A 22029-nucleotide genomic window follows, 5' to 3' on the forward strand; every position below is an offset into this window, starting at 1 on the left:
CCTGAATTAGCTTAGCACCTTGTTTTATGACTAGTCTTCGTCGATTTCATCTGGATCGATCATTAAGTCACCAGCGGCAATTTCTTCCATTGCCCGACCGATCGTCTTAACTGACTTGTATTCACTAAGCATTGGTGGCGCACCGGCATCTAATTCGTGGGCCCGCTTGCTGGCTAACATAATCAGTGAATACCGTGAGTTAACTTGCTTTAATAAATCATCAACTGATGGATATAAAATCATGATTCCACATCTCCTAACATTTCTTCATACTCAGGCATCACCCGTTTGACACTAAACCGTTCACTACGAATAATTGCTTTGATTCGTTCAGCGGCTAACGGGACTTCGTCATTAATTACGGCGTAATCATAATTCCGCATCATTTTGATTTCATCAACGGCTTTAGCCATCCGTTTGTTGATCACACTCATATCATCCGTCCCACGACCGATGATTCGGTGCTTCAATTCCATTAAGTCCGGCGGTGTCAAAAAGATAAACACCCCATCAGGCATCTTTTCGCGAACTTGCATCGCACCGTTAACTTCAATTTCTAAGAAAACGTCTTTGCCAGCCGCTAATGACTGCTTAATATATTTTAAGGGCGTTCCATAGTAATTGTCAACATACTTGGCATATTCAAGCATCCCGCCACTCTTAATTTCATCCTCGAATTCTTCTTTGGACACAAAATAGTAGTCCTTGCCGTCTACTTCGCCCGGACGCATCTGCCGCGTCGTCATCGAGACTGAATATTGAAAATCGTTATCATCTGAGTCAAATATTTCCTTCCGAACAGTACCTTTACCGACACCAGAAGGACCTGATAAGACGATTAACATGCCTTGTTTCGCCATGATCACAAATTCCCCTTAATTAAAATATGTTTTAAAGTTTATTTTGCACTTTTTAGGCTTAGATTGCAAGTATTATCAAGGTTTCACCTGATTTTTCATTTTTTAAAAATAATTTTTCCGGATTTAGGGCTTGCTTTTTAGAACGCCTGTTCGTATAATGAAAACACAAACAAATGTTCGAGGTGGCTATTATGCAAAATCAACAATCAAATTTAAAATTAATTTCTAAGAACTTACACGCTTCCTATCGCCAATTTATGGATGACTTTACTGCTGCCCCGACCATCGTTGCACCATTATTACCAACGATGCCGGCCTTCCAGCGGGATTTGTTCTTAAAGCAGGCGCATGACCAGCAGTACCACGTGATGCTACAGATGCAGCCCCAGTTAACGGAGGCCCACCCTTATAACATTCATGGGGTCCTCAAATATCTGGCGAGTGGTCAACTCGTCTTAGTTAACCACCAATTGCATCTGACGCATTTGGTCAATCTAGCGGCCGTGCGTTATGTCAAACGCGTTTAATTCAAATCAATAATCCTTGCATCGAAAGATGAAATCACGTTAATACAACCTTGCATATTCGCGTGGTGTTTTCGATGCAAATCAAAAAGATTGATGTTACAGCTCCACGAACTTCCCTGAATGAGTGAGTCGGAGTACCTGTAAATCAATCTTTTTTAATTACATCTATTTTTGTGTTGGATCCGCCCGTTTTTCAATCCAGGCTAACACCGTGTCAGAAATAATCGCCATTAAGGCCGTTGGTAACGCACCGGCGAGAATGATCGCCCCACCATCCGTGGCGTTAGTCCCACGAATAATGATGTCTCCTAAACCACCAGCACCAACGAAGGTCCCAATCGCGGTAATCCCGATAGCTAAGACCAACGCATTTCGCAAACCAGCCATGATAACGGATAGCGAAAGTGGTAATTCAACCATCCGTAGCAATTGCCAGCGAGTCATCCCCATCCCCTTACCAGAATCGAGAATGCTGGCACTAACATTTTGCATCCCGGTATACGTATTTTTGATAATTGGCAGCAAGGCGTACAAGAAGACCGTCACAATCACCGTATTAACGCCTAAGCCAAGTCCAATCATGATAATCGATAGCATCGCTAATGATGGAATCGTTTGAATCACGTTCGCAATGGCAATTACCGTTCCACTCAGCCGGCTATGATGGGCAATAAAAATTCCAATCGGAATGCCGACGATGGCCGCAAAAAGCACACCATAAATTGAAATCAAGAAGTGACGACTAAATTGACTCAAGACGTACACACCATTTTGTTGGTAGTAATAAATCAACTGTTCCAGCAAGTTCATATTAGCCATTATTTGTCACTCCCTTCAAAATAATTGTGCTTTTCAAGGAACTGTTTAGCGACCACTTCAGGTTCCACTAAGTTGTTATCAACTTGATAATTCAACTTTTGCATCGTCTTCAAGCTAATTTTACCATTCAAACGATTCAGAATCGGCTTCAACTTAGGATGTTCCTTTAAAATCTGATTCGTGGCGACTGCACTAGCGTTATATGGTGGGAAGAAGTTCTTGTCGTCCTTCAAAATCTTCAAATCATAACTGCCGATCCGTCCATCGGTGGAATACCCTAAGATGGCATCCATCTTACCGGATTCCAGTGCATCGTAGACCAGCCCAATTTGCATTGGATAGGTCTTACCAAACTGGTAACCGTACAGTTTTTGAAAGGCATCGTAACCGTCACCCTTACGTTCCAGCCAAGTTTGGTCAAGTCCAACCGTTAACTTGGAAGCCACCTTTTTCATGTCGCTGACCGTACTCAAGTTATACTTCTTAGCCGTTTGCTTGGTGACCATGAATGCATACGTATCCGCGAACCCATAAGTTGGGAAGTAGTGCATATCGTACTTGGTATTGAATTGACGTTTAACCTTGGCATCCGTTGCTTTAACGTTGCCACGATTCGCTTTTTCACCTAGAATAGCCGTCAAATCAGTCCCAGTATAGCGAATCGCAGAAATGTCAGCCTGACCATTCTTCAAGGCATTAAAACTAACCGTCCCGGACCCTAAGTTGTTAATAATGGTCGTATTCAAGTTAGAATAGTGTTGAATCATGTCTTGAATCACATAGGCCATAATTTGTTGTTCCGTCGTATTTTGCGATGCGATTCGAATCGTATCAGAAGACGTCCCGGATAAGCCAGGAAAACCACAGCCGGCTAGTAAAATCCCACTAGCAACTGTTGCGACCGCACCTAATAACCACTTTTTAAATTTTTTCATCTCAGTTTTCCCCCTTACGCTTGTGTGGTTCTTGGGGTGACAACTGCTTCCAGCTTACCCAATAGCCAGTCAACGATGAGGGCCAAAATAATCACGGGAATCGAACCACCCAAAATCAAATCGGTACGGTACAAGTTCAACCCGTTAAAGATGAAGTCACCTAGACCACCGGCACCAATATAGGAAGCTAGCGCTGCCCAAGCAATCACATAGGTTGCTGATAAGCGAATACCGGCCATGATCACCGGCGCTGCCATTGGTAATTCGACCTTTACGATCGACTGCCAATTGGTCATCCCCATTCCTTTGGCGGCATCAATCAGGGCTGGATCAACATCTTCCATCCCGAGATACGTATTCCGTAGAATAGGTAACAGTGAGTAGATGAACAACGCAATGATGGCAGGAATCGCACCAATCCCAAAGAACGGAATCATCAGTGCTAACAACGCCATCGCTGGAATCGTCTGGAGCATACTAGCAATTGACATCACGACGTTGGCGATTGGCTTGACCCGTGTCAGTAAAATACCGATTGGCACCGCAACAATCACCCCTAGTAACAGTGAGAACGCCGAAATGTAGATATGCTGCCACGTTTTAACAATGAGTTGCATCCCATAAGTCTGTAGGAAAGTAATCATGCTTGGTCACCGCCTTCAGCGGGCGCGTCGTCCTCCCCATGATGAATATTGTTTTCAGCTTCATCTTCGTCTTCATCGCCCCAAAGTGCATCGTACACGATATCAACCAAGGTTGCCCGCGTCACGATACCGACGAGTCGATGCTGATCATCAACAACTGGGATATTCTTTAGACCGCGTTTCAAAATCCGTTCAACGGTATCCCGAATCAAAGAATTGGATTGCACGTAGAACAAGTCAGTCTTCATGATATCACCGACACTCGTGGCTGAATTAAAGTTGTAATCAACATCTTCAATGCCAATCACACCCTTTAAAATACCCGCCTCATCAGTGACCAATAGCGAGTCGACACGCTTGTCATGCATTTGGCGTAAGGCGACTGTTAAGGACTTCCCAGGGGTCGTGGCAATCGGATCTTTTAACATCACTTGACCAACTGTCGTAATACTTGGCCGGGCTTGAATCAACCGATCCTTACCAATCAGGTTTTCAACGAATTCATTGGCTGGATGACGCAAGATGCCATCCGGAGTATCGATTTGCATAATTTTACCGCCGTCCATGATTACGATGCGCGTGGCTAACTTCAGCGCTTCATCCATATCATGGGTGACAAACACGAAGGTCTTACCTAAACGCTCCTGCAAGTCCTTGACTAAGTCTTGTAATGATTCCCGCGTAATTGGGTCCAAGGCCCCAAACGGTTCATCCATCAAGACTAAATCTTGGTCTGCAGCTAACGCCCGGACAACCCCGATCCGTTGCTGTTGCCCACCAGAAAGTTCTGATGGATAACGATCCAAGTAGTCTTCAGGTAATTCAACCAACTTGATCATCTTTTTAGCACGTTCGTTCATTTTTTCTTGGGGCCATTTTAATAGCCGTGGCACCAACGTAATGTTGTCACGAATCGTCATATGGGGCATCAAACCAATGTTTTGAATCACATAACCCACTTGACGGCGCAATTTAACCGGATCAATCTGGCTAATATCTTTCCCATTAAGTTTAATGGTTCCGGAAGTCTGACTTAACATCCGATTAATCATCCGCATAGTGGTTGTTTTACCTGAACCAGACGTCCCGATGAAACAAACAAATTCACCTTTTTCGATTTCTAAATTAAAATCTTCAACGGCGACCTTGCCACCAGGATACGTTTTATTCAAATGTTCCATTGTCAGAAACAACCTCATCACTCCAATCATTTACTCAGTTTATTTCATTTCCTAATAAACTGTACTGTAATCAAGCATAGCTTATAATGAAAGTAAAATGCAAATAACAAGACATATAAAATATTTATATCAACGTCAATAAGCTAGCATTCATACCGTTTGAGCCCTGGTCAATAAATTTAGACCCGTGATTTACTGGCTTCAACATCATAATCAATCACATTATAACGTATTCTGTTCGGACTGTAGACCATTGTCACTTAAGAATTACTGCGTCCAAAGCATCCTGTCACCTGGCGTAATATCTCGGGTTGTTCAGACTTTCACGGGTAACCAAAAAAGGCCCACCATCACTGGTCGGTCTGATTTGAATGCTTATTTGAATTAAGGCGTAACAGTACTCGCTTAATCAAGCCGTCAGTTAGTTTGCACCTCTGATTACTTGCCAGCACGTCCAATGACACTGTATCGCCTGCTAATTTGGAATTAAATCAGCTATGAAAAAAAACGTCATTCGTCCTTTTCTTCATCGGCCAGTTGCAATAGCTCCTCGGCATGTTCCAATGAAAGTTTAGTCACCTTCGTACCAGCCAGCATCCGGGCCAATTCTTTCACCCGGGCAGCGTTATCCAACTTGGTCACACTCGTCTTGGTGCGTTTGCCGGTGATTTTTTTGGCAATGAAGTAATGATGATCACTCATTGCCGCTACTTGTGGCAGATGCGTGATACACAACACTTGTGAAAAGTGTGCAATTCCGTTGATTTTTTCAGCAATCGCTTGTGCGACCCGACCGCTGACCCCGGTATCCACTTCGTCGAAGATAATACTGGTGATTCCTTGTGATTCTGAGAAAATCGTCTTGAGTGCTAGCATCATCCGTGAGAGTTCCCCACCAGAGGCAATCTTAGCCAGTGGTCGCATTCGCTCACCTGGGTTGGTTTGAATGTAAAACTCGACACTATCTAAACCACTCCGATAGATTTGACCTTTAGTGGGCTTAAACCGAACTTCGAAAATGGCCTTGTCCATATATAAATCTTTGAGCTCTTGATGAATCTGACGTTGTAGGACTTTGGCAGCCGTGCGCCGCTTATCTGACAAGGCCTCACCCGTCTTCAACAGTTTGTCTTTGGCATCGGTCACTCGTTGTGCGAGATCTTCACTATTTTCTTCTGAGTCAGTCATTTTGGCGAGCTCAGCGGCAATTTTTTGATAATAATCGAGAATTTGCTGTTCAGAATCACCGTACTTGCGTTTCAATTGGCTCAACACATCTAGGCGTTGCTCAATTTCATCTAGCCGCCCTTCATCGAATTCTTGTAAGTCTAACTGATTTGAGATTTGCCCAGCTGCATCCTGCAAGCCATAAAAGGCATTCTTGACATTGACGGTAATTTCGTTGAACGCCGAATCCAAATTGGCAATCGGCTCCAATGCATTCATCGCCGTCCCAACCATGTCGACAGCTCCAGTCGTTTCCTCGCCAGCAGCTAACAACGTATAGCTTTGTTGCAACGCCTGATTGATCATTTGATAGTTATCAAGCCGATCCCGTTCAGCAATCAGCGCCGCCTCTTCACCAACTTTAATTTGGGCAGCTGCGATTTCATCAACCTGAAAATTCAGCATGTCTAAGCGTTGTGCCCATTCTTTTTCATTTGCATTTTTCTGTCGTAGTTCGCGATTTAATTGCTGATAGTGATCATACTGCTGCTGATACTGCTGCTTTAACTTCCGAATCTTGGCCGCAGCAAATTCATCTAATAGCCCTAAATGCTTTTCTGGTTGCATCAATTCTTGATGTTCGTTTTGTCCATGAATATCAACAATCGTTTCACCAATTTGCTTCAAAGTCGTCGTATTCACCAGCATGCCATTGATTCGACAAGTGTTGCGGCCACTCTTCGTAATTTCGCGTTGCAAAATCACCGTATTGTCAGCGTGGTCAATTCCTGCTTCATCTAACAGCTGAGCCGTCACGCCGTCCGCCGGCAAAATAAACATCCCCTGTAAGACAGCTTTATCTGCGCCCGTCCGAATAAATTCTGACGAACCGCGGCCACCTGCTAACAGGCCGACCGCATCAATAATAATCGATTTACCAGCACCCGTCTCACCAGTCAAAACTGTCATCCCAGCTTCAAAGGCAATATCTAAATGTTCAATAATTGCAAAATTCGTAATCGATAGTTCTTGTAACACCCGCAAGCCCTCCTTAAAAGCATTTGCGTGACCCAAAAGTTTTTGAAAAAAAGCGACCTGACACGCACGTGAACAGGTCGAAGATGGCTTACCAGCCTAATTATCGCTAAGTAAGCGTTGAATTTTTTGTTGCAACTCGAGTGTCATCGCGAGCGATTTGCAGATAATCAAGACGTTGGCATCATCACCAAGCGTCCCAAAAATTTCTTCATAATGCATCGCTTCTATTAACGTTGCTAGCGCCGGCCCATTACCTGGCAACACCTTGATGAGCACGAACTTATCCTGGGTCGCATAAGACACATAGGCATCTTTCAGCGTTCGCTTCAGCTTCTTCTCGGTATCCATCTGTTTCTGCACCGGCATACTATAATGGTAACCGCCCGTTGCCGAGGGAACCTTGACCAGCTGCATATCCTTAATATCGCGCGAAATCGTTGCCTGCGTCACGTCGATATTTTCGGCACGTAACAGCTTGACAAAGTCTTCTTGTCGTTCAATTTCGTTCGAACTCAATAATCGTTTAATGTAGCGTTGGCGCTCTTGCTTCTTCACCCGATCACCCCCGGTAGCTATTCATACTTATTTAAACACATCATAAGCCAAATTGCATAAATATGAAAGTCCGGATTTAAAAATTAGGCTTTGTTCAACTGTTCATAAGCAGCAGTCTGTGTTTTTTCGATTGAAACGGATGGTGCAACCCGTGGCGTTTCATCCGTGGCTTGTAGGTGAACCAAGAATTCGATATTCCCTTCACCACCCTTGATTGGTGAAAAATCAAGGCCTAAGACGTTGTAGCCATTTTCCTGGGCAAATGAAATAATATCCGTCAAAACGGCTTTGTGGACGGCAGGATCACGCACAATGCCGTGCTTTCCAACGTTCTCACGACCTGCTTCAAACTGTGGCTTAATCAATGCCACCACGGACCCACCAGTTTCAATAATCGCGTGCAGTGGTGGTAAGATCAAATGCAGCGAAATAAACGACACATCAATTGAGGCAAAGTTAGGCTGACCTTCCTTGAAGTCCGCTAACTTACTATACCGGAAATTGGTATGTTCCATGACCACTACTCGGGGATCTTGGCGCAATTTCCAGACCAACTGATTGCTACCGACATCGAGTGCATAGCTCATTTTGGCACCATTTTGAAGTACGACGTCAGTAAAGCCACCCGTTGAAGAGCCAATGTCCAACACGGTCTTACCAGTCACATCAATTTCAAAGCTCTTGAGGGCTTTTTCTAACTTTAAGCCACCCCGAGAAACATAGGGCATCGGTTTGCCCTTCAAATGTAAGGCGGTGGCCACTGGAATCTTCATCCCAGGTTTGTCCAAGCGTTCTTCATTTACGCCCAGAATTTCACCGGCCATCACCGCCCGCTTGGCCTTTTCACGGGTATCAAATAACCCCTGTTGTACTAATAATACGTCAACTCGTTCTTTTTCCATCTAAATTAGTCCTTAATCTGTAAAATACGTCAAGAAAGCTGCTAACAGTGTCATTTCACGCTCACTGATTGCTTGCGCTTGTTCCAAGGCCGCTTCAGCAGCCACTACCGCCTGTTTGAGCGCCTGTTGCGCGCCATCGAGACCTAACAAGCCCGGATAGGTGTTTTTATGCTCATCCGCATCCTTGTGCGTCGCCTTACCAAGTTCTTCAGGGGTACTGGTGACATCCAAAATATCATCATAAATTTGAAATGCCAACCCATACGCATCCGCATACGCTAATAAGGGGTCTTGAATTGCCGTTGGTACTTCGGCTTGAATTAGTCCGGCTTGAACAGCATAGTGGATCAATGCCCCAGTCTTTTCACGATGCAGCTGTTGCAAAGCTGGTAACGCCAGATGACGTCCCGCACCCAGCACATCCGCAACCTGACCAGCCACCATTCCTTTTGGACCAGTCGCTTGGGCTAAAGCGAGCGTTTGTTGCGCAATCATGGTTGCCGGCAATCCACTATCTGCGATCCATTCAAACGTTAGCGGCTGCAACGCATCACCGGCCAAAATCGCGACATCTTCACCAAACTTGACGTGATTAGTTGGTTCCCCACGGCGCAAGCGGTCATTGTCCATTGCTGGCAAATCATCGTGAATCAGCGAATAAGTATGCATTAATTCTACCGCCGTACTGGCACGCAAATGTGCTGGTGTAATTGTAACCCCAAAGACATCAAGGACGGCTAGTGTTAGTAGCGGCCGCAAGCGTTTGCCGCCCGCTAGTACTGAATAACGCATTGACGCTGCCAACGTTGGCCGGTCTGAGCAAGCCTGTAACTGTTGGTCCAAATACTGATTGATTCGAGGTCGCCATTCGGCTTCAAAGGCTGCCAATTGTTGCTTATTCATTGGCGTCAGCTTGCTCAAACGGGACTTCGTCACCATTTTCATCCATCATCTTAGTCAGTGTCTTTTCGGCACCTTCAAGGGTTGCTTGTAACTGCTTGCTCAGCGCAACCCCTTTTTGAAATTGATCCAAGGCTTGTTCCAACGGCACGTCACCTTGTTCTAATTGGTTAACGATCGTTTCTAATTGTGATAAATTTTGTTCAAAAGTAGGTTGTTCAGCCATTATTTTCCTCCATCAATCTTAGTAACTTGAGCTTCAGCTTCACCATCAGTCATATGAATCGTCACAGTTTGTTGCGGTTGCAACTGCTTGACACCATGAATGACCTGGTCCTCAGCAGTGACGAACGCATAGCCACGGGTCATGATCTTCAACGGACTCAATAAATCTAATGATTGAACCGTCTGCGTTAGCTGTTGGCGCTTTTGCCGAAGGACTAACTGAGTACTCCGATTTAAGCGCTGCTCTAAATTGGCTAGTTGCGTCTGCGCTTGGCGAACTTGGTGAATGGGTGTCTGTTGCCGTAACTGCTGAAAGACGCGTTGATATTGTTGATTGGCGACATTCAACTGGTTTTGGCCCGCTTGTTTTAGGCGCTCGTTCAAGAAATCCAGTTTCTGCAAGTAGCCTTCATATAAGCGATTAGGCTGTGTGAAGACATACGAGGCCGTCAGCTTATTTAAACGTTGCCGGTCACGCTGGACCAAGTTTTGAAACGCGTTCAGCACCCGCGTCTGATCCTGCTTCAATTGTAGCAAGACATCATTGTATACCGGAACCGCCAGTTCTGCCGCAGCAGTCGGCGTTGCGGCGCGGACGTCCGCAACTAAATCCGCAATCGTCGTATCGGTTTCATGTCCGACCGATGAGATCACGGGTAATTGACTTTGGGCAATTGCGCGCGCCACGACTTCTTCATTGAACGGCCACAAATCTTCAATCGAACCACCACCACGCCCGATGATCAGGGTGTCAAAATCACCCTGGGCATTGGCACGTTCAATCTGTCGACTAATTTCGGCAGCCGCCGCGTCTCCTTGGACCTGGGCTGGAAATAGGACGATCTGCGCAATCGGAAACCGTCGCCGGGCCGTTGTGATAATATCTCGAATCACGGCCCCACTGCGACTTGTCACCACGGCAATTCGTTTTGGAAAACGCGGAAGCGGCTTTTTGGGCGCACTAAACAAGCCCTCAGCCGCTAATTTCTTTTTTAATTGTTCATAGGCTTGGTACAGCGCACCAACCCCATCTGGTTCCATTCGTTCAACGTAGATCTGATAACTACCACTCGGCTCATATAGTCCGATGCGGCCAACGACCAGCACCTTCATTCCTTCTTCAGGTTGAAACTTCACCTTGGCAAAGGCCGATTTAAACATGATGGCTGAAATCTTCGCATGGTCGTCTTTCAGGCTGAAATACTGATGCGTATTCGGCCGCGGCCGGTAGTTTGAAACTTCACCCGTTAGATAGACCTTGCCTAAATACGGGTCGACTTCAAATTTACGCTTGATATACTGTGTTAAAGCTGAAACCGTCAAATATTGTTGACTCTCACTCACGTACATCACTCCATTTTGCAAGTTCGACTGTCGTCTGCATCAACGTGGCAATCGTCATCGGGCCGACCCCACCAGGAACTGGCGTGATCAAGCCGGCGACCCCTTGTGCAGATTCAAAGTCGACGTCACCCACTAGTTTACCATTTTCATCACGGTCCATGCCAACATCAATAACCGTTGCGCCCGGCTTGATATCATCACCCGTAATTAAATGGGCAATCCCAGTCGCAACCACTAAGATATCAGCCGTACGGGCGACTGCTTTTAAATTCGCTGTTTTACTGTGGGCAATCGTTACCGTGGCGTTGGCATTCGTCAACAGTGCCGCCATCGGTTTGCCGACAATCGTACTACGACCAATCACCACCGCCGTCTTACCAGCAGGATCAACGCCATATTCATGAAGCATCGTCATGATACCGCGCGGCGTGTTGGCAACGGGATAATTCCCAGGAAAGTTGGTCAGTAACTTACCGACATTACTTGGATGGAACCCATCCACATCCTTTTTAGGATCAATCGCCATGGTGATCAGTGGCTCATTGATTTGGGCGGGCAATGGTGACTGCACCAAAATCCCATGAATACTTTCATCAGCATTGTAGTCAGCAATAATCGCTAACAACTCCGCTTGCGTCGTCGTTGCCGGTAATTGCCGAACGACGGAATGCATCCCCAATTTAGTGGCTTTGCGATTCTTATTTCGCACATAGATTTGACTGGCTGCATCGTCCCCAACGATAATGACAGCAATCCCCGGTTGAATTCCTTGCGCAACTAAATCCGCGACCGCCGTTGCTGTCTGTACATTAACCTTCTTTGCTACTGCTTTACCATCAATAATCTTCGTCACAAGTGCCACACTCCTCTTTCTCTGTCTGGTCTTATTTTAGCATATTCATTGCCTTGATTTATGACAGGTTTTCTAATAACTTATTAAAAAAAGTCTGGCAAACAGCCAGACTTTTACGGTAGAACATAAGATTGTTCGGTTTTAGACTAATTGGCTTGATTTTTGACCACTTTGCCCAGGACACCACTCACGAATTTCCGTGACCGGTCATCACTGAACGCCTTGGCCAATTCAATTGCTTCGTTGACAGCGACCTTGGTCGGCACGTCGTCAACAAATTGCAATTCAAAGAACGCCATTCGTAAGATAATCAAATCCGTCTTAGCGAGGCGATCCAAGGACCACTTCTGACTAAGATAAGGTTGAATTTGAGCGTCTAATTCCGCTTGATGTTCACGAACACCAGTTACCAACGTGCTTAAATAAGCTGGAATCTCGATATCATCCGCTTCTTCAGGGTTGAGTAACTGTTGGAATAACTGATTTTCATCAGCGTCCGGGTTCGCATTTAACGCAAACAGCGCTTGAAATGCCTTTTCCCGGATTTCATGACGCGTTAAACTCACGATTCTTCACCATCTTTATTTTCATCGGCAGTGGTGTCTTCATCACCAAACAAGTTGTTTGGATCGATCGCACTTTCAGTCTTTTCAGTCACGATACCCGTGATATGCACGTTTACTTCGCTCAGTGCTAGGTCAGTCATGAATAAAATCTGTTGCTTGACCTTATCCTGAATCGCCAACGCCACTTTCGGCACTGACACACCATAGTCTAAGTAAGCATAAACGTCCACACTAATTTGTGAATCGACGATTGTCAGCTTGACACCCTTACCAAGATTTTTCTTGCGACCGAACAACTCATTTACACTGGAAGAAATCGTTCCACGCATCCGGTTGACGCCATCAATTTGACTTACGGCGATGCCAACGATGATTTCAAGCACTTCTGGTGCAATTTGAATTTGTCCTAAGCTGGGTTCTTTGGTTTGTAACGTAATGTTGCTACTGTCAGCCATTTTGACATTCCTCCAATTCCATGTTTGCCGGTATTAGTTCGTTGAAATTAAGCCCGTGAAACGTAAGTGGAATCAACGGTGTTGACGATCAACTTGTCGCCCGCCTTAACGAAGAATGGCACTTGAATGATCGCACCAGTTTCCAACGTTGCTGGCTTTGAACCACCAGAAGCCGTGTCACCCTTGATACCAGGTTCAGTTTCGGCAACTTCCAAAGTAACTGTGTTTGGTAAATCAATCCCTAACACTTCACCCTTGTAAAGCGTCACTTGAACTTCCATGTTTTCCTTCAAGAACTTCAATTCGTTTTGAATGTGGTCGCCAGGAATTTCGATTTGTTCGTAAGTTTCAGTATTCATGAAGACATAACTGTCACCATCGGCGTAAAGGTACTGCATCGTACTCTTTTCGATTGGGGCTTGTTCCATCCGAGCACCGGCACGGAACGTCTTGTCTTGAACCGCACCCGTCCGTAAGTTCTTAAGCTTCGAACGAACAAAGGCGCCACCCTTACCAGGCTTAACGTGCTGGAATTCCACGATGCGCCAAATTGCGTTGTCTACTTCAATGGTCAAACCATTTTTAAAATCTGCTGTTGAAATCATTTTAAAAAATCCTCCTCAAAGATATCTTTATAACTATAACAAGACCAGGCCGTTGTGGCAACTGTCTTAACTATAAAATCAGTAAATCACGAGTGGCCTGTGTCAGCCGTTCATGTCCGGTCGCAGTCACGAGCACGTCATCCTCGATGCGCATGCCACCCAAATCAGGGAAATAAACGCCGGGTTCAACGGTTACCACACTATTGGGCACTAGGACCCCGGTCGTGTTTTTAGAGATCAGTGGTCCTTCATGAATTGCTAAACCAATCCCGTGGCCCATCCCATGGTTGAATGCGGGACCGTAGCCGGCATCCGTCAAAAGTTGACGACCAACTGCATCTAGCTCAGCCGTCGCTGCACCAGCCTTCACCTGATCCACCACTGCCTGTTGCGCCGCTTGAACCGCTTGGTAAGCCGTTGCCAGTTTGGCATCCGGCGTTCCAAGCGCAAAGGTCCGGGTCATATCAGAAGTATAGCCATTTAGAAAATAGCCAAAGTCCAATGTAACCAGCTGCCCCGCCTTAAGCAGCGCATCCGAGGCCGTCCCGTGTGGCAACGCCGCTCGTGCGCCACCAAGCACGATGGTGGTGAAAGATGGCCCACTAGCGCCGTGTGTGCGCATAAAGGCATCTAGCAAGTTGCTGACATCAATCTCACGCATGCCAGGACGAACGATGCTGGTCACGTACTCAAAACCGGCATCCGCCAACTTAGCGCTAGCACGGAGCTTGGTCAGCTCATCAGGTTCCTTAGTGATGCGCAAATCGTCGACAACGTCTGGCAGTGCCACCAAGTCACTGACCAAGTTCTCATCCAAATAGCTGTAGGCTGAATATGGAATCTCCGCCTCAAATCCCATGACACCAGTGTGCGTCCGTTCAATAATATCACAAACGGCCCCCAGATAATCACGGGTGATGACTAAGTGCTGGTCATCATAACGGGTAGCAAATGCAGTCTGGTAACGGGCATCCGTCACCAGATAAGCGTCATTCGCCAACACTAGCAAGTAACCGTCACCGGCCATGTCTGCCATTCCAGTCAAATATTGCAGGTTCGCACCGCTAGAAACCAAGAATGCATCGATTTTCAGTGGATCAAACTGATCTTGTAACCGCTCAACTCGAGTTTTCATACTGTCACTCCCATCATAACCTCACGCTTCATTATACCAAACTTTCCAAAACCTGAAGCTAATGATTTCAATGGCGCATCCAGTCAACGGTAAAATTAGCACCGTCGCCACGTGAGCTTATGCGCTGGCGTCACAAAAAAAGAGCCTCCATGCAGAGGCTCTTCAAAAATTATTTTGCTGGGTAAACAGAAACTTGGCGCTTGTCGCGACCTTTGCGTTCAAAACGAACGACACCGTCAGCCATTGCAAATAATGTATCGTCGCCACCACGGCCAACGTTTACACCTGGGTAAATATGGGTTCCGCGTTGACGATAAAGAATGTTCCCATTCTTAACAGTTTGGCCGTCAGCCCGCTTGGCACCTAAACGCCGACCAGCTGAGTCCCGACCGTTGGCAGTTGAACCGCCACCTTTATGGTGAGAGAAGAATTGCAAGTTCATTAACATAGTAAAGTCCACCTCCGAATGTGGTTATCGTGTTTGTTCGCGAACTTGGATGTAATCACCGTAGTTCGCGGCCACATCGTTCAAACCAAGTGTGAAACTCGCCAGTAACGTCTGTAATTGGGTATTCGCCAAGTCAAGCTTGGTAAAATCCGCAATCAACAAACCACCATTGGTTTCATCACTTTGCACTGCGGGTTGTAAGTGGGCAACTTGTTCAATCCCATTGATCGTACTAATTGCTAACACCGAAACCGCCGCACAAACGATGTCTTGTCCATAAGCACCTGAATCAGCATGTCCCGTTAACTTAAAGGCGGTCACCTGACCGGTCGCATTACGGGAAATGGTTGCCTGAATCATAAAGGAATGCCTACTTTCTTAATTATGCATTAATTGTGTCGATCGTTACCTTAGTGTATGGTTGGCGATGACCCTTCTTAGTATGTTGGCCCTTCTTAGCCTTGTACTTGAAAGTAACCACTTTACGGCCACGGCCCTGCTTTTCAACAGTACCTTCAACCGTCGCACCATCAACAGTAGGTGTTCCAACCTTAGTTGTGTCGCCACCAACAAAGACAACTTGATCAAAAGTTACCTTGTCGCCAGCAGCAGCGTCAAGCTTTTCAACGTAAATTGCTTGGCCTGCTTCAACTTTATATTGTTTACCACCAGTTACAATAATTGCGTACACGTTTGTGCACCTCCTTAAATTATGAATCACTTAGACTCGCCGAATGTAAGTGCCATTGCTGAACTTAAGACTCAATCCGTGCGGTTGTAGCTGTAGAAGTCCACAAATACAACAGGAAAATATTATCAAATTTCCATTCAATAGTCAAGCAATGATTTTATTTGACAAAAAAATCAGTAAAACTGATATTACTCATCGTCATTAAATGATGCATCTTTTTGATACACTTCGTCAAATAATGTGGCGTATAGATCATGTCATTTTCCAGCCAGTCCGTAATCAACCCGACTGTCGCAGAAACATAATAAGCGATTTGAATGCTGACCGGCACTTCCAAATCTGCAAATTGCGCTTCAAATTGATGATAAAATTTGTCCATCCAAGTCGTCATCTGCTGGTTGATGCGCTGGTTCACCGCTAACTGCCGTTGATGGAGCAAGAGGGTCTCGAAGGCTTCTGCATGCTGACTAATATAGCCCAGTGCTTTCGATAGCGACAGCACCTGCACACGTTGCAACGGATCGATTGGATTAGTCATAATATCTCCGACCGACACCGTGACCATCGCCGTCTCAAACAGCTCCGTGACCAAATCATCGAGGGCCTGATCAACAAAGGCGGGTTTGTCCTTATAATGAAGGTAAAAAGTTCCGCGCGTCACTGACGCCGTACTGGTCAATTTTTGCACAGAGATGTTCTCCACTGATTCTGTTTGTAATAAGGTAATTAATGCTTTTCTTAGTCGGCGCCGAGTTTTATCGACGCGCGGGTCCACTTCATGGCTCATGTTTACTTCCCTACTTTCATTTCATAACTAATATAACATTAATTACTAAGAGCGTCTAACAGTTACTGATTACCCAGACAAAAAGTTTAATTACGTCTAACATCAAACAGAATATCAAGGCAAGCGCCACTACTCTAGGGAAGCCAATCTTGCCGACATAGCGGGCTTTGAGCGTCCTATACTGGTAATTTCTCACCCATTTCATCGCACCTTGATCCATAATCAGGCACCGTAAGCATCGCTGTAAAGGATTTTATCTTGACAACCAGGTAAAATAACCGGTATACTAATAATGCAATTTTTAGGAAAAGTCTGGCTTTTCCTGTTAATTCGGTTGCAATGTACACTATTCTTGTTTAATATAGTCGTTATTGGACTAATCAAAGGAGGGACATCTCTTATGACTGTTGTTGCAAAACCATATAACACCTGGGCAGCACGTCGGCCAGTTGCAGGCAAGCAAAAGCGCGTTCGTCGCGAAAAAGAAATTGCTGCTATCCAACGTTGGGCTGCCGGCAAGACTGACACCATCGAAAAAGCACCAAAACTTAAGTAATTAAAAAAAGAACTGCTCATTACGATGAGCAGTTCTTTTTTTAATTTGATTGTATAATACCGATGTGCGTAAGAATCCCCGTTGACTAACGGTCATTACGGGAAGCAGTGAAATGCTTACTGCTTGCATTCTCTTTGGCAACAAAGTTTGAATAATATTGGACGCCACCAGCGATGGCGATGATACCGACAATTGCAACTACTGAACCCATAAGAATTCTCCTTCCTTGTTACATGATTATTATCGTTTTGTTACAGCAATATTTCAAGTGAAACAAATCGGTTTAATGCTTTTTTTGCATTTCTTTAACTTTTCTTAATGGTTGTTGGTTAATTTCCCTTTTTTAGTCTCGTTTTAGCTTGGATTTTTAAGTCATTTATTTTCGTGTAATCACCGACATTGTGACTGTCATTAAAGGGTTTATACCCGGGCGTTTTTCTGAAAATGATCTGTCTTAGCCGAAAAAAATTTAAGTTCTACGATCAACAGCGTTTTTATCGGCAAAATTCTCCACGTGATTCAATTGAGCTGATGTGCTTACTTTTTATTAACACAGTTCTGTTACAAATATTACAATTCAACAATATAAGTTTGGTGTATTCGCTAGAATCGAAACTATTTCTGAACGACTGATTCTAGCTCTTAATTCGTCCTGCGAACAGCATGCCTGCCGGAAGACAGTTTTCTGTCGTGTCAAAATTACGTCCACATCCCAAAATAGCCGTCAATATCAAATTGACCTAGTGACCATTGACCATATTTTGCTTGCAGTTGCCAGCAACGTTGATGACACAAATAATTTTCTTATCCGGCTGACCAGTCATTCTAAAAACAAAATAAGACGTCAATTTCATGAGCACATTTTGTGCACATTTTTTCAATAGCTACAGTTTTTAAAGACACACGAAAAATCAGGAACCCCGTTAAACGTTGATTTAACAGGATTCCTAATTTTTTGTTTTGCACCAATATCTTCTAATATGTCACGAGTGAGACTTGAACTCACAACCCTCCGCTTAGAAGGCGGATGCTCTATCCAGTTGAGCTACCGTGACAACAACAAGATTAATTATAGTTAAGTTGTGGAAGTGTGTCAATTTATTATTTAAACATTGAATAAAAATCCAGTTACTGACAAATAACCAGGGTGAATTTTCCAGTTGAGGAAACTTTAATTAGGATGGAAATACACCAACCAAGGAGGAAACTTTTTTACGACACAAGACGAAAAAACTATCAACTTTATTGTAAGCTCTGCCACAGTGATATTCAGTGCGATAATTGGCAACGCTTATCCCGACGTCCCACAATGGGTGAGCTGCGCAATCGAGATTTGGATCCTCGCGTTCTTGTCTTTTGTCGTAAACCATCATCAAGTTGCCTTCGACCCAATTAAACAGCTAGATACGACCGTCTCGTGGACAATAGTACCATCATTGATCGCCATAGCTATTCTTATCGGAGACACGTCACTAGTTACTAATACACCAGTCCAACCTTTATTCAAAATCATGAGTTTGACGCTTTCTTCAATGCTAGTGGCGTATATGGGCGACATTGGAAGCAAGTAAACCTGAACTGACTCATCCCAACTAACATTCGCTGACCCAACAATCCAAGTGCATCGTGACCACCCCACCGACCAACGGGATTAAAATAGGCTTATTAATGGACCTCAGGGGGGCGTTCACCAATGTTAATCCGTCATGGCATCAGCAGCAACATCTATCTCAATGACACGCTCACGTTTATCCAACAAGGGCGCGCAACGTTTGAATTTCACAACAATTTACTGGTCGCACAACGACACTACCGACTGACGATACTAGCCTACCGCGCGTTTAACCAGTTTTATGCCGCGGAAAAGCAACGCGCGGAACAGTTGCTCGATTGATTCTACGATCAAATCAGCGCTCGCATCAGGGTCAAATAGTGCGTATAATATGACCTGAGGTGAACTGTATTGAAACTTGAAGCAATTGCCGGTAACGTGGCCCACGCCATCAAAGACCGGTCGACTGACACGCCGTTCGTACTGGCAGTGGAGTTTACGGACAAAGACTCTAAAGGAAAATCTGCGACTGGTTGCGTGATTGCGCGGATGCCTGACCACCAACACTATACCATCACCAGCAACGATTACCGCTACATGGACGCCGGTAAAGATATTTTAGCCGAGGAATTAGGTGCGTTCTTTGAATGTGATGACGACCTTGACCAGCGACAAACATTGATTGACCGTGTCAACGAGCTGGTGGCTCAAGATCCAGATAACGACGCCGAATTGATTACGGCAGACTAAAAAACCTAGTTACGTGAATGTGCTTGCTCGCGTAACTAGGTTTTTTTAATAGTGATCTGCTTGTCGTTGCTGATTAACTTGATTTTTAGCCGTAAACGCAGCCTGAATCTCGTCTTGCGTAAAGCCAAAGTCCACTAGCCCAATCTTCAAGAAAACGTGCCAAGCGTGCCGATAGCTCTCTTGACGGTGATTGAAATAAGCATCATAGACCAAATGTTTGATGGCTAAGTATTGCTTATTCAAATCGGTGGCAGGCTTTGCTGCGATTTCCTGTAATTGCTCAGCGGTCAGCGGGATGAGATGGGTCCACTGCTGAATCGCTGAAACGAGGAAGAAGAAATCCATCGCGTCGACGTATTCGTTTAAGAGTGTCTCGCGATGCGTCTTATCCGGGTCAGCTTTGCCGCGATGAATTTTCCATACTTTGAACCACTCCGATGTATTAGCCATTTCTGCCAATTCCACATCGAGTGAGACCATCGCATTTTGTAGCCGTTCTTCTGGTCGCCAATGAATTTGTTGTCGGGCCGTGATATCACGGTCGAGACGAATAGATTGCTGTAACAATGTCGTTAATTCTAGCATCAAAATCCCCCATGTTTAAGCAAATACTAATGGATCCGCTTTTATTTCGAGTGAGTCGATATTATCTAGATACCAGTCGCGCATAAACCCAAAGTGCAAGAGCACGTCGAACCATGATACCGTTTGGTCAGGATCATGCACCGTCAATACCCACTTAGGGCTCGCACCGGCGTCAGCCGCATCAAAAATGTCGACTGTTAGCCCGGCCCGTAATTCGATCTGCGCGCCATGGCCCTGCTGTGAGTTCCGCAACATATAGTCATTTTCCGCCGCACTCACAAACAGTTTGTCAACGATTGCTTGGTCCAGGTCTGCGGCGCGTAATTCATACTTGGCCGCATTAGCAACATCCAAGATATTGAAATCAACGTTGAAACCGAAATCATCCTGTAAACAGTGACCAAACTTAATCAGTGTCGACAAGACCGTATTGATCTGATCAATACCCGTCCCCTTCAATAATAATTTATTAATAAATAAATTGGTGAACGCCGTACTATTGAAACGTAATAAGCGCCGTTCTAGATTAATATAAAAGAGTTGTTCGCCGGTCGTTTGTTCCCGGTAGTAAGCGCCACCATTCCCCGTTGCGACAACTTGATACAAGAACGTATAGTCATCGGTCAAAGCGCTGTAGACGTGGTATAACGCTTCAGTATGGCGTTGTGAGTTGAGAACGGCCTGTTCATCACCGTGCATCCCCAGTAAACGACTCATAAAAATCAGGTAGTAATCCGCATTCTGATACTGATGCGGGAATGTCACGTAGGCCGTATCCAGCTTAAAATCAGCTAACGTTTGGGCAGCCGCCAACAAAGTTTCCCCATCGGTCGTGTCGATCAATTGGTCCATCAAGGCCGTGAATCGTTCCCCGTTTGCTAAACCTTTCTTGAGGCCTTCATTAAAGGTACTCAGTTTGCCATGGGTGCTTAATGTCGCCGTATCGATTTGTGTGTCTGTATTATTCGCCATCAGCCGCTACCTGCGCCTTCCCAATCAGCGTTGTCAAGTAGTCCACGTAAAGACTACGGTTGCGCTCATTAAAATTCTCGAAACTCTTAAAGGCGTTTTCAATCGCTTGCTTTTCGTAAGCCAAAATCGTATCTTCCTTGGATAACGTCAAAATTTTAGCTTCGTTATCTTTCATGGTTGCGTGCGCATTATTCGCCTGTTCATCTTCGTCCGCTAACTTAGTCAACTGGTCAATGATCTGTTGGCGTTCTTCCTTGATGCGGCCAGAATCAAAGAGTGAGTTACGCTGACCATTTTCCTTCAATTGTTTGCGCAACTCATCTTTTTGGGCATCACGGTCAGACTGGGCATCAATTAGCTTTTGCAGTTGGTCGCTGCCGGCTGAGATTTGTTGAATCCGGTCCGTATTGAACCGTTTATGTGCCGGTGCCAGTTCAAAGGTCTTTTCAAGTTTGTTATATTCTTCGGAGCTGAATTCAAACGCAACTTTTAACACGTTCAGCTTACCGAAGCGACGCCGATCCCACCAATTACCAAAGTAGATCTGAAATTCCCCGAGTTGGGTCTCTTCATAGTAGAAAAATGGGTACTCGTGTGCCAAATAATCAATTAACTTGGTGCTCAAATAGTGACTGATTGCCGGATAAACGTCCGTAATTAAATCGACTTGGGCGTTACGGGTTGGATCCGGTTCCTCGTTAAGTAAGGCTTGGTGATAATGGTCACCATCGATCAATTCATAGATCAACCGGTCGTCACCAGCCGTTATTGCTTGGCGCACCGTGGTTACATAGTCTAACTTTTGTTGAAGTCGCTTCGTAAGCGCGCGCGTTGGTTGATCTTGTTTTTCAAGATCAGGCTGATTTTGTTTTTCCATAATAATCTCCTTGCAATCAATAATAATTGGATACTTGCTGAATTGCACTGCTATTCTTAATGTTACCGAAAATTAACCGATTAATAAAGGTCAACCCGAC

At 45.1% G+C, this 22029-nt stretch carries 29 protein-coding genes, 1 tRNA gene and 1 other annotated feature; of the genes, 4 read left to right on the top strand and 26 right to left on the bottom strand.

Annotation, left to right across the window (positions count from 1 at the left end):
- Positions 1–30 precede the first annotated feature (30 nt).
- The gene (rpoZ, locus tag KGF70_RS08115; RefSeq protein WP_003638612.1) at positions 31–243 is read right to left on the bottom strand and encodes a DNA-directed RNA polymerase subunit omega; all 213 of its coding nucleotides are present in this window, start codon (positions 241–243) and stop codon (positions 31–33) included.
- Complete coding sequence (gene gmk / locus KGF70_RS08120) at positions 240–860, bottom strand: guanylate kinase (protein ID WP_003638611.1); 621 nt, start codon at positions 858–860, stop codon at positions 240–242. Before gmk ends, rpoZ begins: the two co-directional genes overlap by 4 nt.
- A 191-nt stretch (positions 861–1051) precedes the next feature.
- Here gmk and KGF70_RS08125 point away from each other — a divergent pair, with 191 nt between their 5' ends.
- Positions 1052–1387 carry a hypothetical protein gene (locus tag KGF70_RS08125; RefSeq protein WP_082230244.1) on the top strand — a complete coding sequence of 112 codons (336 nt, stop codon included), beginning with the start codon at positions 1052–1054 and terminating at the stop codon, positions 1385–1387.
- Between the two features lie 165 nt (positions 1388–1552).
- On the opposite strand, the gene KGF70_RS08130 is transcribed toward KGF70_RS08125, so the two are convergent.
- The 19 genes from KGF70_RS08130 to KGF70_RS08220 form a co-directional block, all read right to left on the bottom strand.
- A complete protein-coding gene (locus tag KGF70_RS08130; protein ID WP_003638609.1) occupies positions 1553–2206 on the bottom strand; it encodes an ABC transporter permease in 654 nt (217 codons plus the stop codon).
- Positions 2206–3141: an osmoprotectant ABC transporter substrate-binding protein gene (locus KGF70_RS08135; protein WP_216768359.1), complete on the bottom strand. Its 936-nt coding sequence runs from the start codon at positions 3139–3141 to the stop codon at positions 2206–2208. The genes KGF70_RS08130 and KGF70_RS08135 overlap by 1 nt, the downstream gene beginning before the upstream one ends.
- Positions 3142–3155: 14 nt before the next feature.
- Positions 3156–3785 (bottom strand): ABC transporter permease, encoded by a 630-nt coding sequence (locus tag KGF70_RS08140; protein ID WP_050338774.1) that lies wholly within the window; start codon positions 3783–3785, stop codon positions 3156–3158.
- The gene (locus KGF70_RS08145) at positions 3782–4966 is read right to left on the bottom strand and encodes a betaine/proline/choline family ABC transporter ATP-binding protein (protein WP_162255255.1); all 1185 of its coding nucleotides are present in this window, start codon (positions 4964–4966) and stop codon (positions 3782–3784) included. The genes KGF70_RS08140 and KGF70_RS08145 overlap by 4 nt, the downstream gene beginning before the upstream one ends.
- Positions 4967–5476: 510 nt before the next feature.
- Positions 5477–7171 (bottom strand): DNA repair protein RecN, encoded by a 1695-nt coding sequence (gene recN, locus KGF70_RS08150; RefSeq protein ID WP_216768360.1) that lies wholly within the window; start codon positions 7169–7171, stop codon positions 5477–5479.
- A gap of 96 nt (positions 7172–7267) precedes the next feature.
- A complete protein-coding gene (locus tag KGF70_RS08155) occupies positions 7268–7726 on the bottom strand; it encodes an arginine repressor (RefSeq protein ID WP_021336444.1) in 459 nt (152 codons plus the stop codon).
- Between the two features lie 83 nt (positions 7727–7809).
- Positions 7810–8628 carry a TlyA family RNA methyltransferase gene (locus KGF70_RS08160; RefSeq protein WP_050338777.1) on the bottom strand — a complete coding sequence of 273 codons (819 nt, stop codon included), beginning with the start codon at positions 8626–8628 and terminating at the stop codon, positions 7810–7812.
- 12 nt (positions 8629–8640) lie between these two features.
- The gene (locus tag KGF70_RS08165) at positions 8641–9531 is read right to left on the bottom strand and encodes a polyprenyl synthetase family protein (RefSeq protein ID WP_216768361.1); all 891 of its coding nucleotides are present in this window, start codon (positions 9529–9531) and stop codon (positions 8641–8643) included.
- A complete protein-coding gene (locus tag KGF70_RS08170; RefSeq protein ID WP_003638601.1) occupies positions 9524–9754 on the bottom strand; it encodes an exodeoxyribonuclease VII small subunit in 231 nt (76 codons plus the stop codon). Before KGF70_RS08170 ends, KGF70_RS08165 begins: the two co-directional genes overlap by 8 nt.
- Positions 9754–11097, bottom strand: a complete 1344-nt coding sequence (gene xseA, locus KGF70_RS08175) for an exodeoxyribonuclease VII large subunit (protein WP_105920913.1) — start codon at positions 11095–11097, stop codon at positions 9754–9756. Before xseA ends, KGF70_RS08170 begins: the two co-directional genes overlap by 1 nt.
- Positions 11090–11950 (bottom strand): tetrahydrofolate dehydrogenase/cyclohydrolase catalytic domain-containing protein, encoded by an 861-nt coding sequence (locus KGF70_RS08180; RefSeq protein WP_216768362.1) that lies wholly within the window; start codon positions 11948–11950, stop codon positions 11090–11092. The genes xseA and KGF70_RS08180 overlap by 8 nt, the downstream gene beginning before the upstream one ends.
- 146 nt (positions 11951–12096) lie before the next feature.
- Positions 12097–12516: a transcription antitermination factor NusB gene (nusB, locus tag KGF70_RS08185; protein ID WP_003638598.1), complete on the bottom strand. Its 420-nt coding sequence runs from the start codon at positions 12514–12516 to the stop codon at positions 12097–12099.
- Positions 12513–12971, bottom strand: a complete 459-nt coding sequence (locus KGF70_RS08190; protein ID WP_216768363.1) for an Asp23/Gls24 family envelope stress response protein — start codon at positions 12969–12971, stop codon at positions 12513–12515. The genes nusB and KGF70_RS08190 overlap by 4 nt, the downstream gene beginning before the upstream one ends.
- A 47-nt stretch (positions 12972–13018) precedes the next feature.
- Positions 13019–13576, bottom strand: coding sequence for an elongation factor P (efp, locus tag KGF70_RS08195; RefSeq protein ID WP_003638596.1), 558 nt, complete (start codon positions 13574–13576; stop codon positions 13019–13021).
- Between the two features lie 70 nt (positions 13577–13646).
- Entirely contained in the window at positions 13647–14711 is a 1065-nt protein-coding gene (locus KGF70_RS08200; protein WP_105920912.1) for a Xaa-Pro peptidase family protein, read from the bottom strand.
- 169 nt (positions 14712–14880) lie between these two features.
- A complete protein-coding gene (gene rpmA / locus KGF70_RS08205) occupies positions 14881–15159 on the bottom strand; it encodes a 50S ribosomal protein L27 (protein ID WP_003638594.1) in 279 nt (92 codons plus the stop codon).
- A gap of 24 nt (positions 15160–15183) precedes the next feature.
- Entirely contained in the window at positions 15184–15519 is a 336-nt protein-coding gene (locus KGF70_RS08210) for a ribosomal-processing cysteine protease Prp (protein ID WP_003638593.1), read from the bottom strand.
- 22 nt (positions 15520–15541) lie between these two features.
- On the bottom strand, positions 15542–15850 hold the full coding sequence (gene rplU, locus KGF70_RS08215) for a 50S ribosomal protein L21 (protein WP_003638592.1): 309 nt from the start codon (positions 15848–15850) through the stop codon (positions 15542–15544).
- A gap of 22 nt (positions 15851–15872) precedes the next feature.
- Positions 15873–15946, bottom strand: a sequence feature (ribosomal protein L21 leader region).
- Positions 15947–16007: 61 nt separating this feature from the next.
- Positions 16008–16637, bottom strand: a complete 630-nt coding sequence (locus KGF70_RS08220) for a TetR/AcrR family transcriptional regulator (RefSeq protein WP_050338782.1) — start codon at positions 16635–16637, stop codon at positions 16008–16010.
- Between the two features lie 400 nt (positions 16638–17037).
- On the opposite strand from KGF70_RS08220, the gene KGF70_RS08225 reads away from it, so the two are divergent.
- The gene (locus KGF70_RS08225; RefSeq protein WP_003638590.1) at positions 17038–17193 is read left to right on the top strand and encodes a hypothetical protein; all 156 of its coding nucleotides are present in this window, start codon (positions 17038–17040) and stop codon (positions 17191–17193) included.
- 85 nt (positions 17194–17278) lie between these two features.
- Here KGF70_RS08225 and KGF70_RS17595 read toward each other — a convergent pair whose 3' ends face one another.
- Positions 17279–17404, bottom strand: a complete 126-nt coding sequence (locus KGF70_RS17595; RefSeq protein WP_021336442.1) for a hypothetical protein — start codon at positions 17402–17404, stop codon at positions 17279–17281.
- A gap of 770 nt (positions 17405–18174) precedes the next feature.
- Positions 18175–18248, bottom strand: a tRNA-Arg gene (locus KGF70_RS08230).
- 638 nt (positions 18249–18886) lie between these two features.
- On the opposite strand from KGF70_RS08230, the gene KGF70_RS08235 reads away from it, so the two are divergent.
- Positions 18887–19087, top strand: a complete 201-nt coding sequence (locus KGF70_RS08235; RefSeq protein ID WP_101873605.1) for a hypothetical protein — start codon at positions 18887–18889, stop codon at positions 19085–19087.
- A gap of 69 nt (positions 19088–19156) precedes the next feature.
- On the top strand, positions 19157–19495 hold the full coding sequence (locus KGF70_RS08240) for a hypothetical protein (protein WP_050338785.1): 339 nt from the start codon (positions 19157–19159) through the stop codon (positions 19493–19495).
- A 45-nt stretch (positions 19496–19540) separates the two neighbouring features.
- Here KGF70_RS08240 and KGF70_RS08245 read toward each other — a convergent pair whose 3' ends face one another.
- Genes KGF70_RS08245 through KGF70_RS08255 form a run of 3 tightly spaced genes read right to left on the bottom strand, consistent with a single transcriptional unit; the run spans position 19541 to position 21929 of the window.
- On the bottom strand, positions 19541–20080 hold the full coding sequence (locus KGF70_RS08245) for a dUTP diphosphatase (RefSeq protein ID WP_050338786.1): 540 nt from the start codon (positions 20078–20080) through the stop codon (positions 19541–19543).
- A 15-nt stretch (positions 20081–20095) separates the two neighbouring features.
- Complete coding sequence (locus KGF70_RS08250; RefSeq protein ID WP_105961833.1) at positions 20096–21052, bottom strand: hypothetical protein; 957 nt, start codon at positions 21050–21052, stop codon at positions 20096–20098.
- The gene (locus KGF70_RS08255) at positions 21042–21929 is read right to left on the bottom strand and encodes a hypothetical protein (RefSeq protein WP_050338788.1); all 888 of its coding nucleotides are present in this window, start codon (positions 21927–21929) and stop codon (positions 21042–21044) included. Before KGF70_RS08255 ends, KGF70_RS08250 begins: the two co-directional genes overlap by 11 nt.
- Positions 21930–22029: the final 100 nt, after the last annotated feature.

Source organism: Lactiplantibacillus sp. 7.2.4 (assembly GCF_018991185.1).
Classification (GTDB): domain Bacteria; phylum Bacillota; class Bacilli; order Lactobacillales; family Lactobacillaceae; genus Lactiplantibacillus; species Lactiplantibacillus pentosus.

Excerpts from the sequence above, each read along its gene's own strand:
- rpoZ (WP_003638612.1), bottom strand. The coding sequence starts at position 243 with ATGATTTTATATCCATCAGTTGATGATTTATTAAAGCAAGTTAACTCA.
- gmk (WP_003638611.1), bottom strand. The coding sequence starts at position 860 with ATGGCGAAACAAGGCATGTTAATCGTCTTATCAGGTCCTTCTGGTGTC.
- KGF70_RS08125 (WP_082230244.1), top strand. The coding sequence starts at position 1,052 with ATGCAAAATCAACAATCAAATTTAAAATTAATTTCTAAGAACTTACAC.
- KGF70_RS08130 (WP_003638609.1), bottom strand. The coding sequence starts at position 2,206 with ATGGCTAATATGAACTTGCTGGAACAGTTGATTTATTACTACCAACAA.
- KGF70_RS08135 (WP_216768359.1), bottom strand. The coding sequence starts at position 3,141 with ATGAAAAAATTTAAAAAGTGGTTATTAGGTGCGGTCGCAACAGTTGCT.
- KGF70_RS08140 (WP_050338774.1), bottom strand. The coding sequence starts at position 3,785 with ATGATTACTTTCCTACAGACTTATGGGATGCAACTCATTGTTAAAACG.
- KGF70_RS08145 (WP_162255255.1), bottom strand. The coding sequence starts at position 4,966 with ATGGAACATTTGAATAAAACGTATCCTGGTGGCAAGGTCGCCGTTGAA.
- KGF70_RS08160 (WP_050338777.1), bottom strand. The coding sequence starts at position 8,628 with ATGGAAAAAGAACGAGTTGACGTATTATTAGTACAACAGGGGTTATTT.
- KGF70_RS08165 (WP_216768361.1), bottom strand. The coding sequence starts at position 9,531 with ATGAATAAGCAACAATTGGCAGCCTTTGAAGCCGAATGGCGACCTCGA.
- KGF70_RS08170 (WP_003638601.1), bottom strand. The coding sequence starts at position 9,754 with ATGGCTGAACAACCTACTTTTGAACAAAATTTATCACAATTAGAAACG.
- KGF70_RS08190 (WP_216768363.1), bottom strand. The coding sequence starts at position 12,971 with ATGGCTGACAGTAGCAACATTACGTTACAAACCAAAGAACCCAGCTTA.
- efp (WP_003638596.1), bottom strand. The coding sequence starts at position 13,576 with ATGATTTCAACAGCAGATTTTAAAAATGGTTTGACCATTGAAGTAGAC.
- KGF70_RS08200 (WP_105920912.1), bottom strand. The coding sequence starts at position 14,711 with ATGAAAACTCGAGTTGAGCGGTTACAAGATCAGTTTGATCCACTGAAA.
- rpmA (WP_003638594.1), bottom strand. The coding sequence starts at position 15,159 with ATGTTAATGAACTTGCAATTCTTCTCTCACCATAAAGGTGGCGGTTCA.
- KGF70_RS08210 (WP_003638593.1), bottom strand. The coding sequence starts at position 15,519 with ATGATTCAGGCAACCATTTCCCGTAATGCGACCGGTCAGGTGACCGCC.
- KGF70_RS08220 (WP_050338782.1), bottom strand. The coding sequence starts at position 16,637 with ATGAGCCATGAAGTGGACCCGCGCGTCGATAAAACTCGGCGCCGACTA.
- KGF70_RS08225 (WP_003638590.1), top strand. The coding sequence starts at position 17,038 with ATGACTGTTGTTGCAAAACCATATAACACCTGGGCAGCACGTCGGCCA.
- KGF70_RS17595 (WP_021336442.1), bottom strand. The coding sequence starts at position 17,404 with ATGGGTTCAGTAGTTGCAATTGTCGGTATCATCGCCATCGCTGGTGGC.
- KGF70_RS08235 (WP_101873605.1), top strand. The coding sequence starts at position 18,887 with ATGTTAATCCGTCATGGCATCAGCAGCAACATCTATCTCAATGACACG.
- KGF70_RS08245 (WP_050338786.1), bottom strand. The coding sequence starts at position 20,080 with ATGCTAGAATTAACGACATTGTTACAGCAATCTATTCGTCTCGACCGT.
- KGF70_RS08250 (WP_105961833.1), bottom strand. The coding sequence starts at position 21,052 with ATGGCGAATAATACAGACACACAAATCGATACGGCGACATTAAGCACC.
- KGF70_RS08255 (WP_050338788.1), bottom strand. The coding sequence starts at position 21,929 with ATGGAAAAACAAAATCAGCCTGATCTTGAAAAACAAGATCAACCAACG.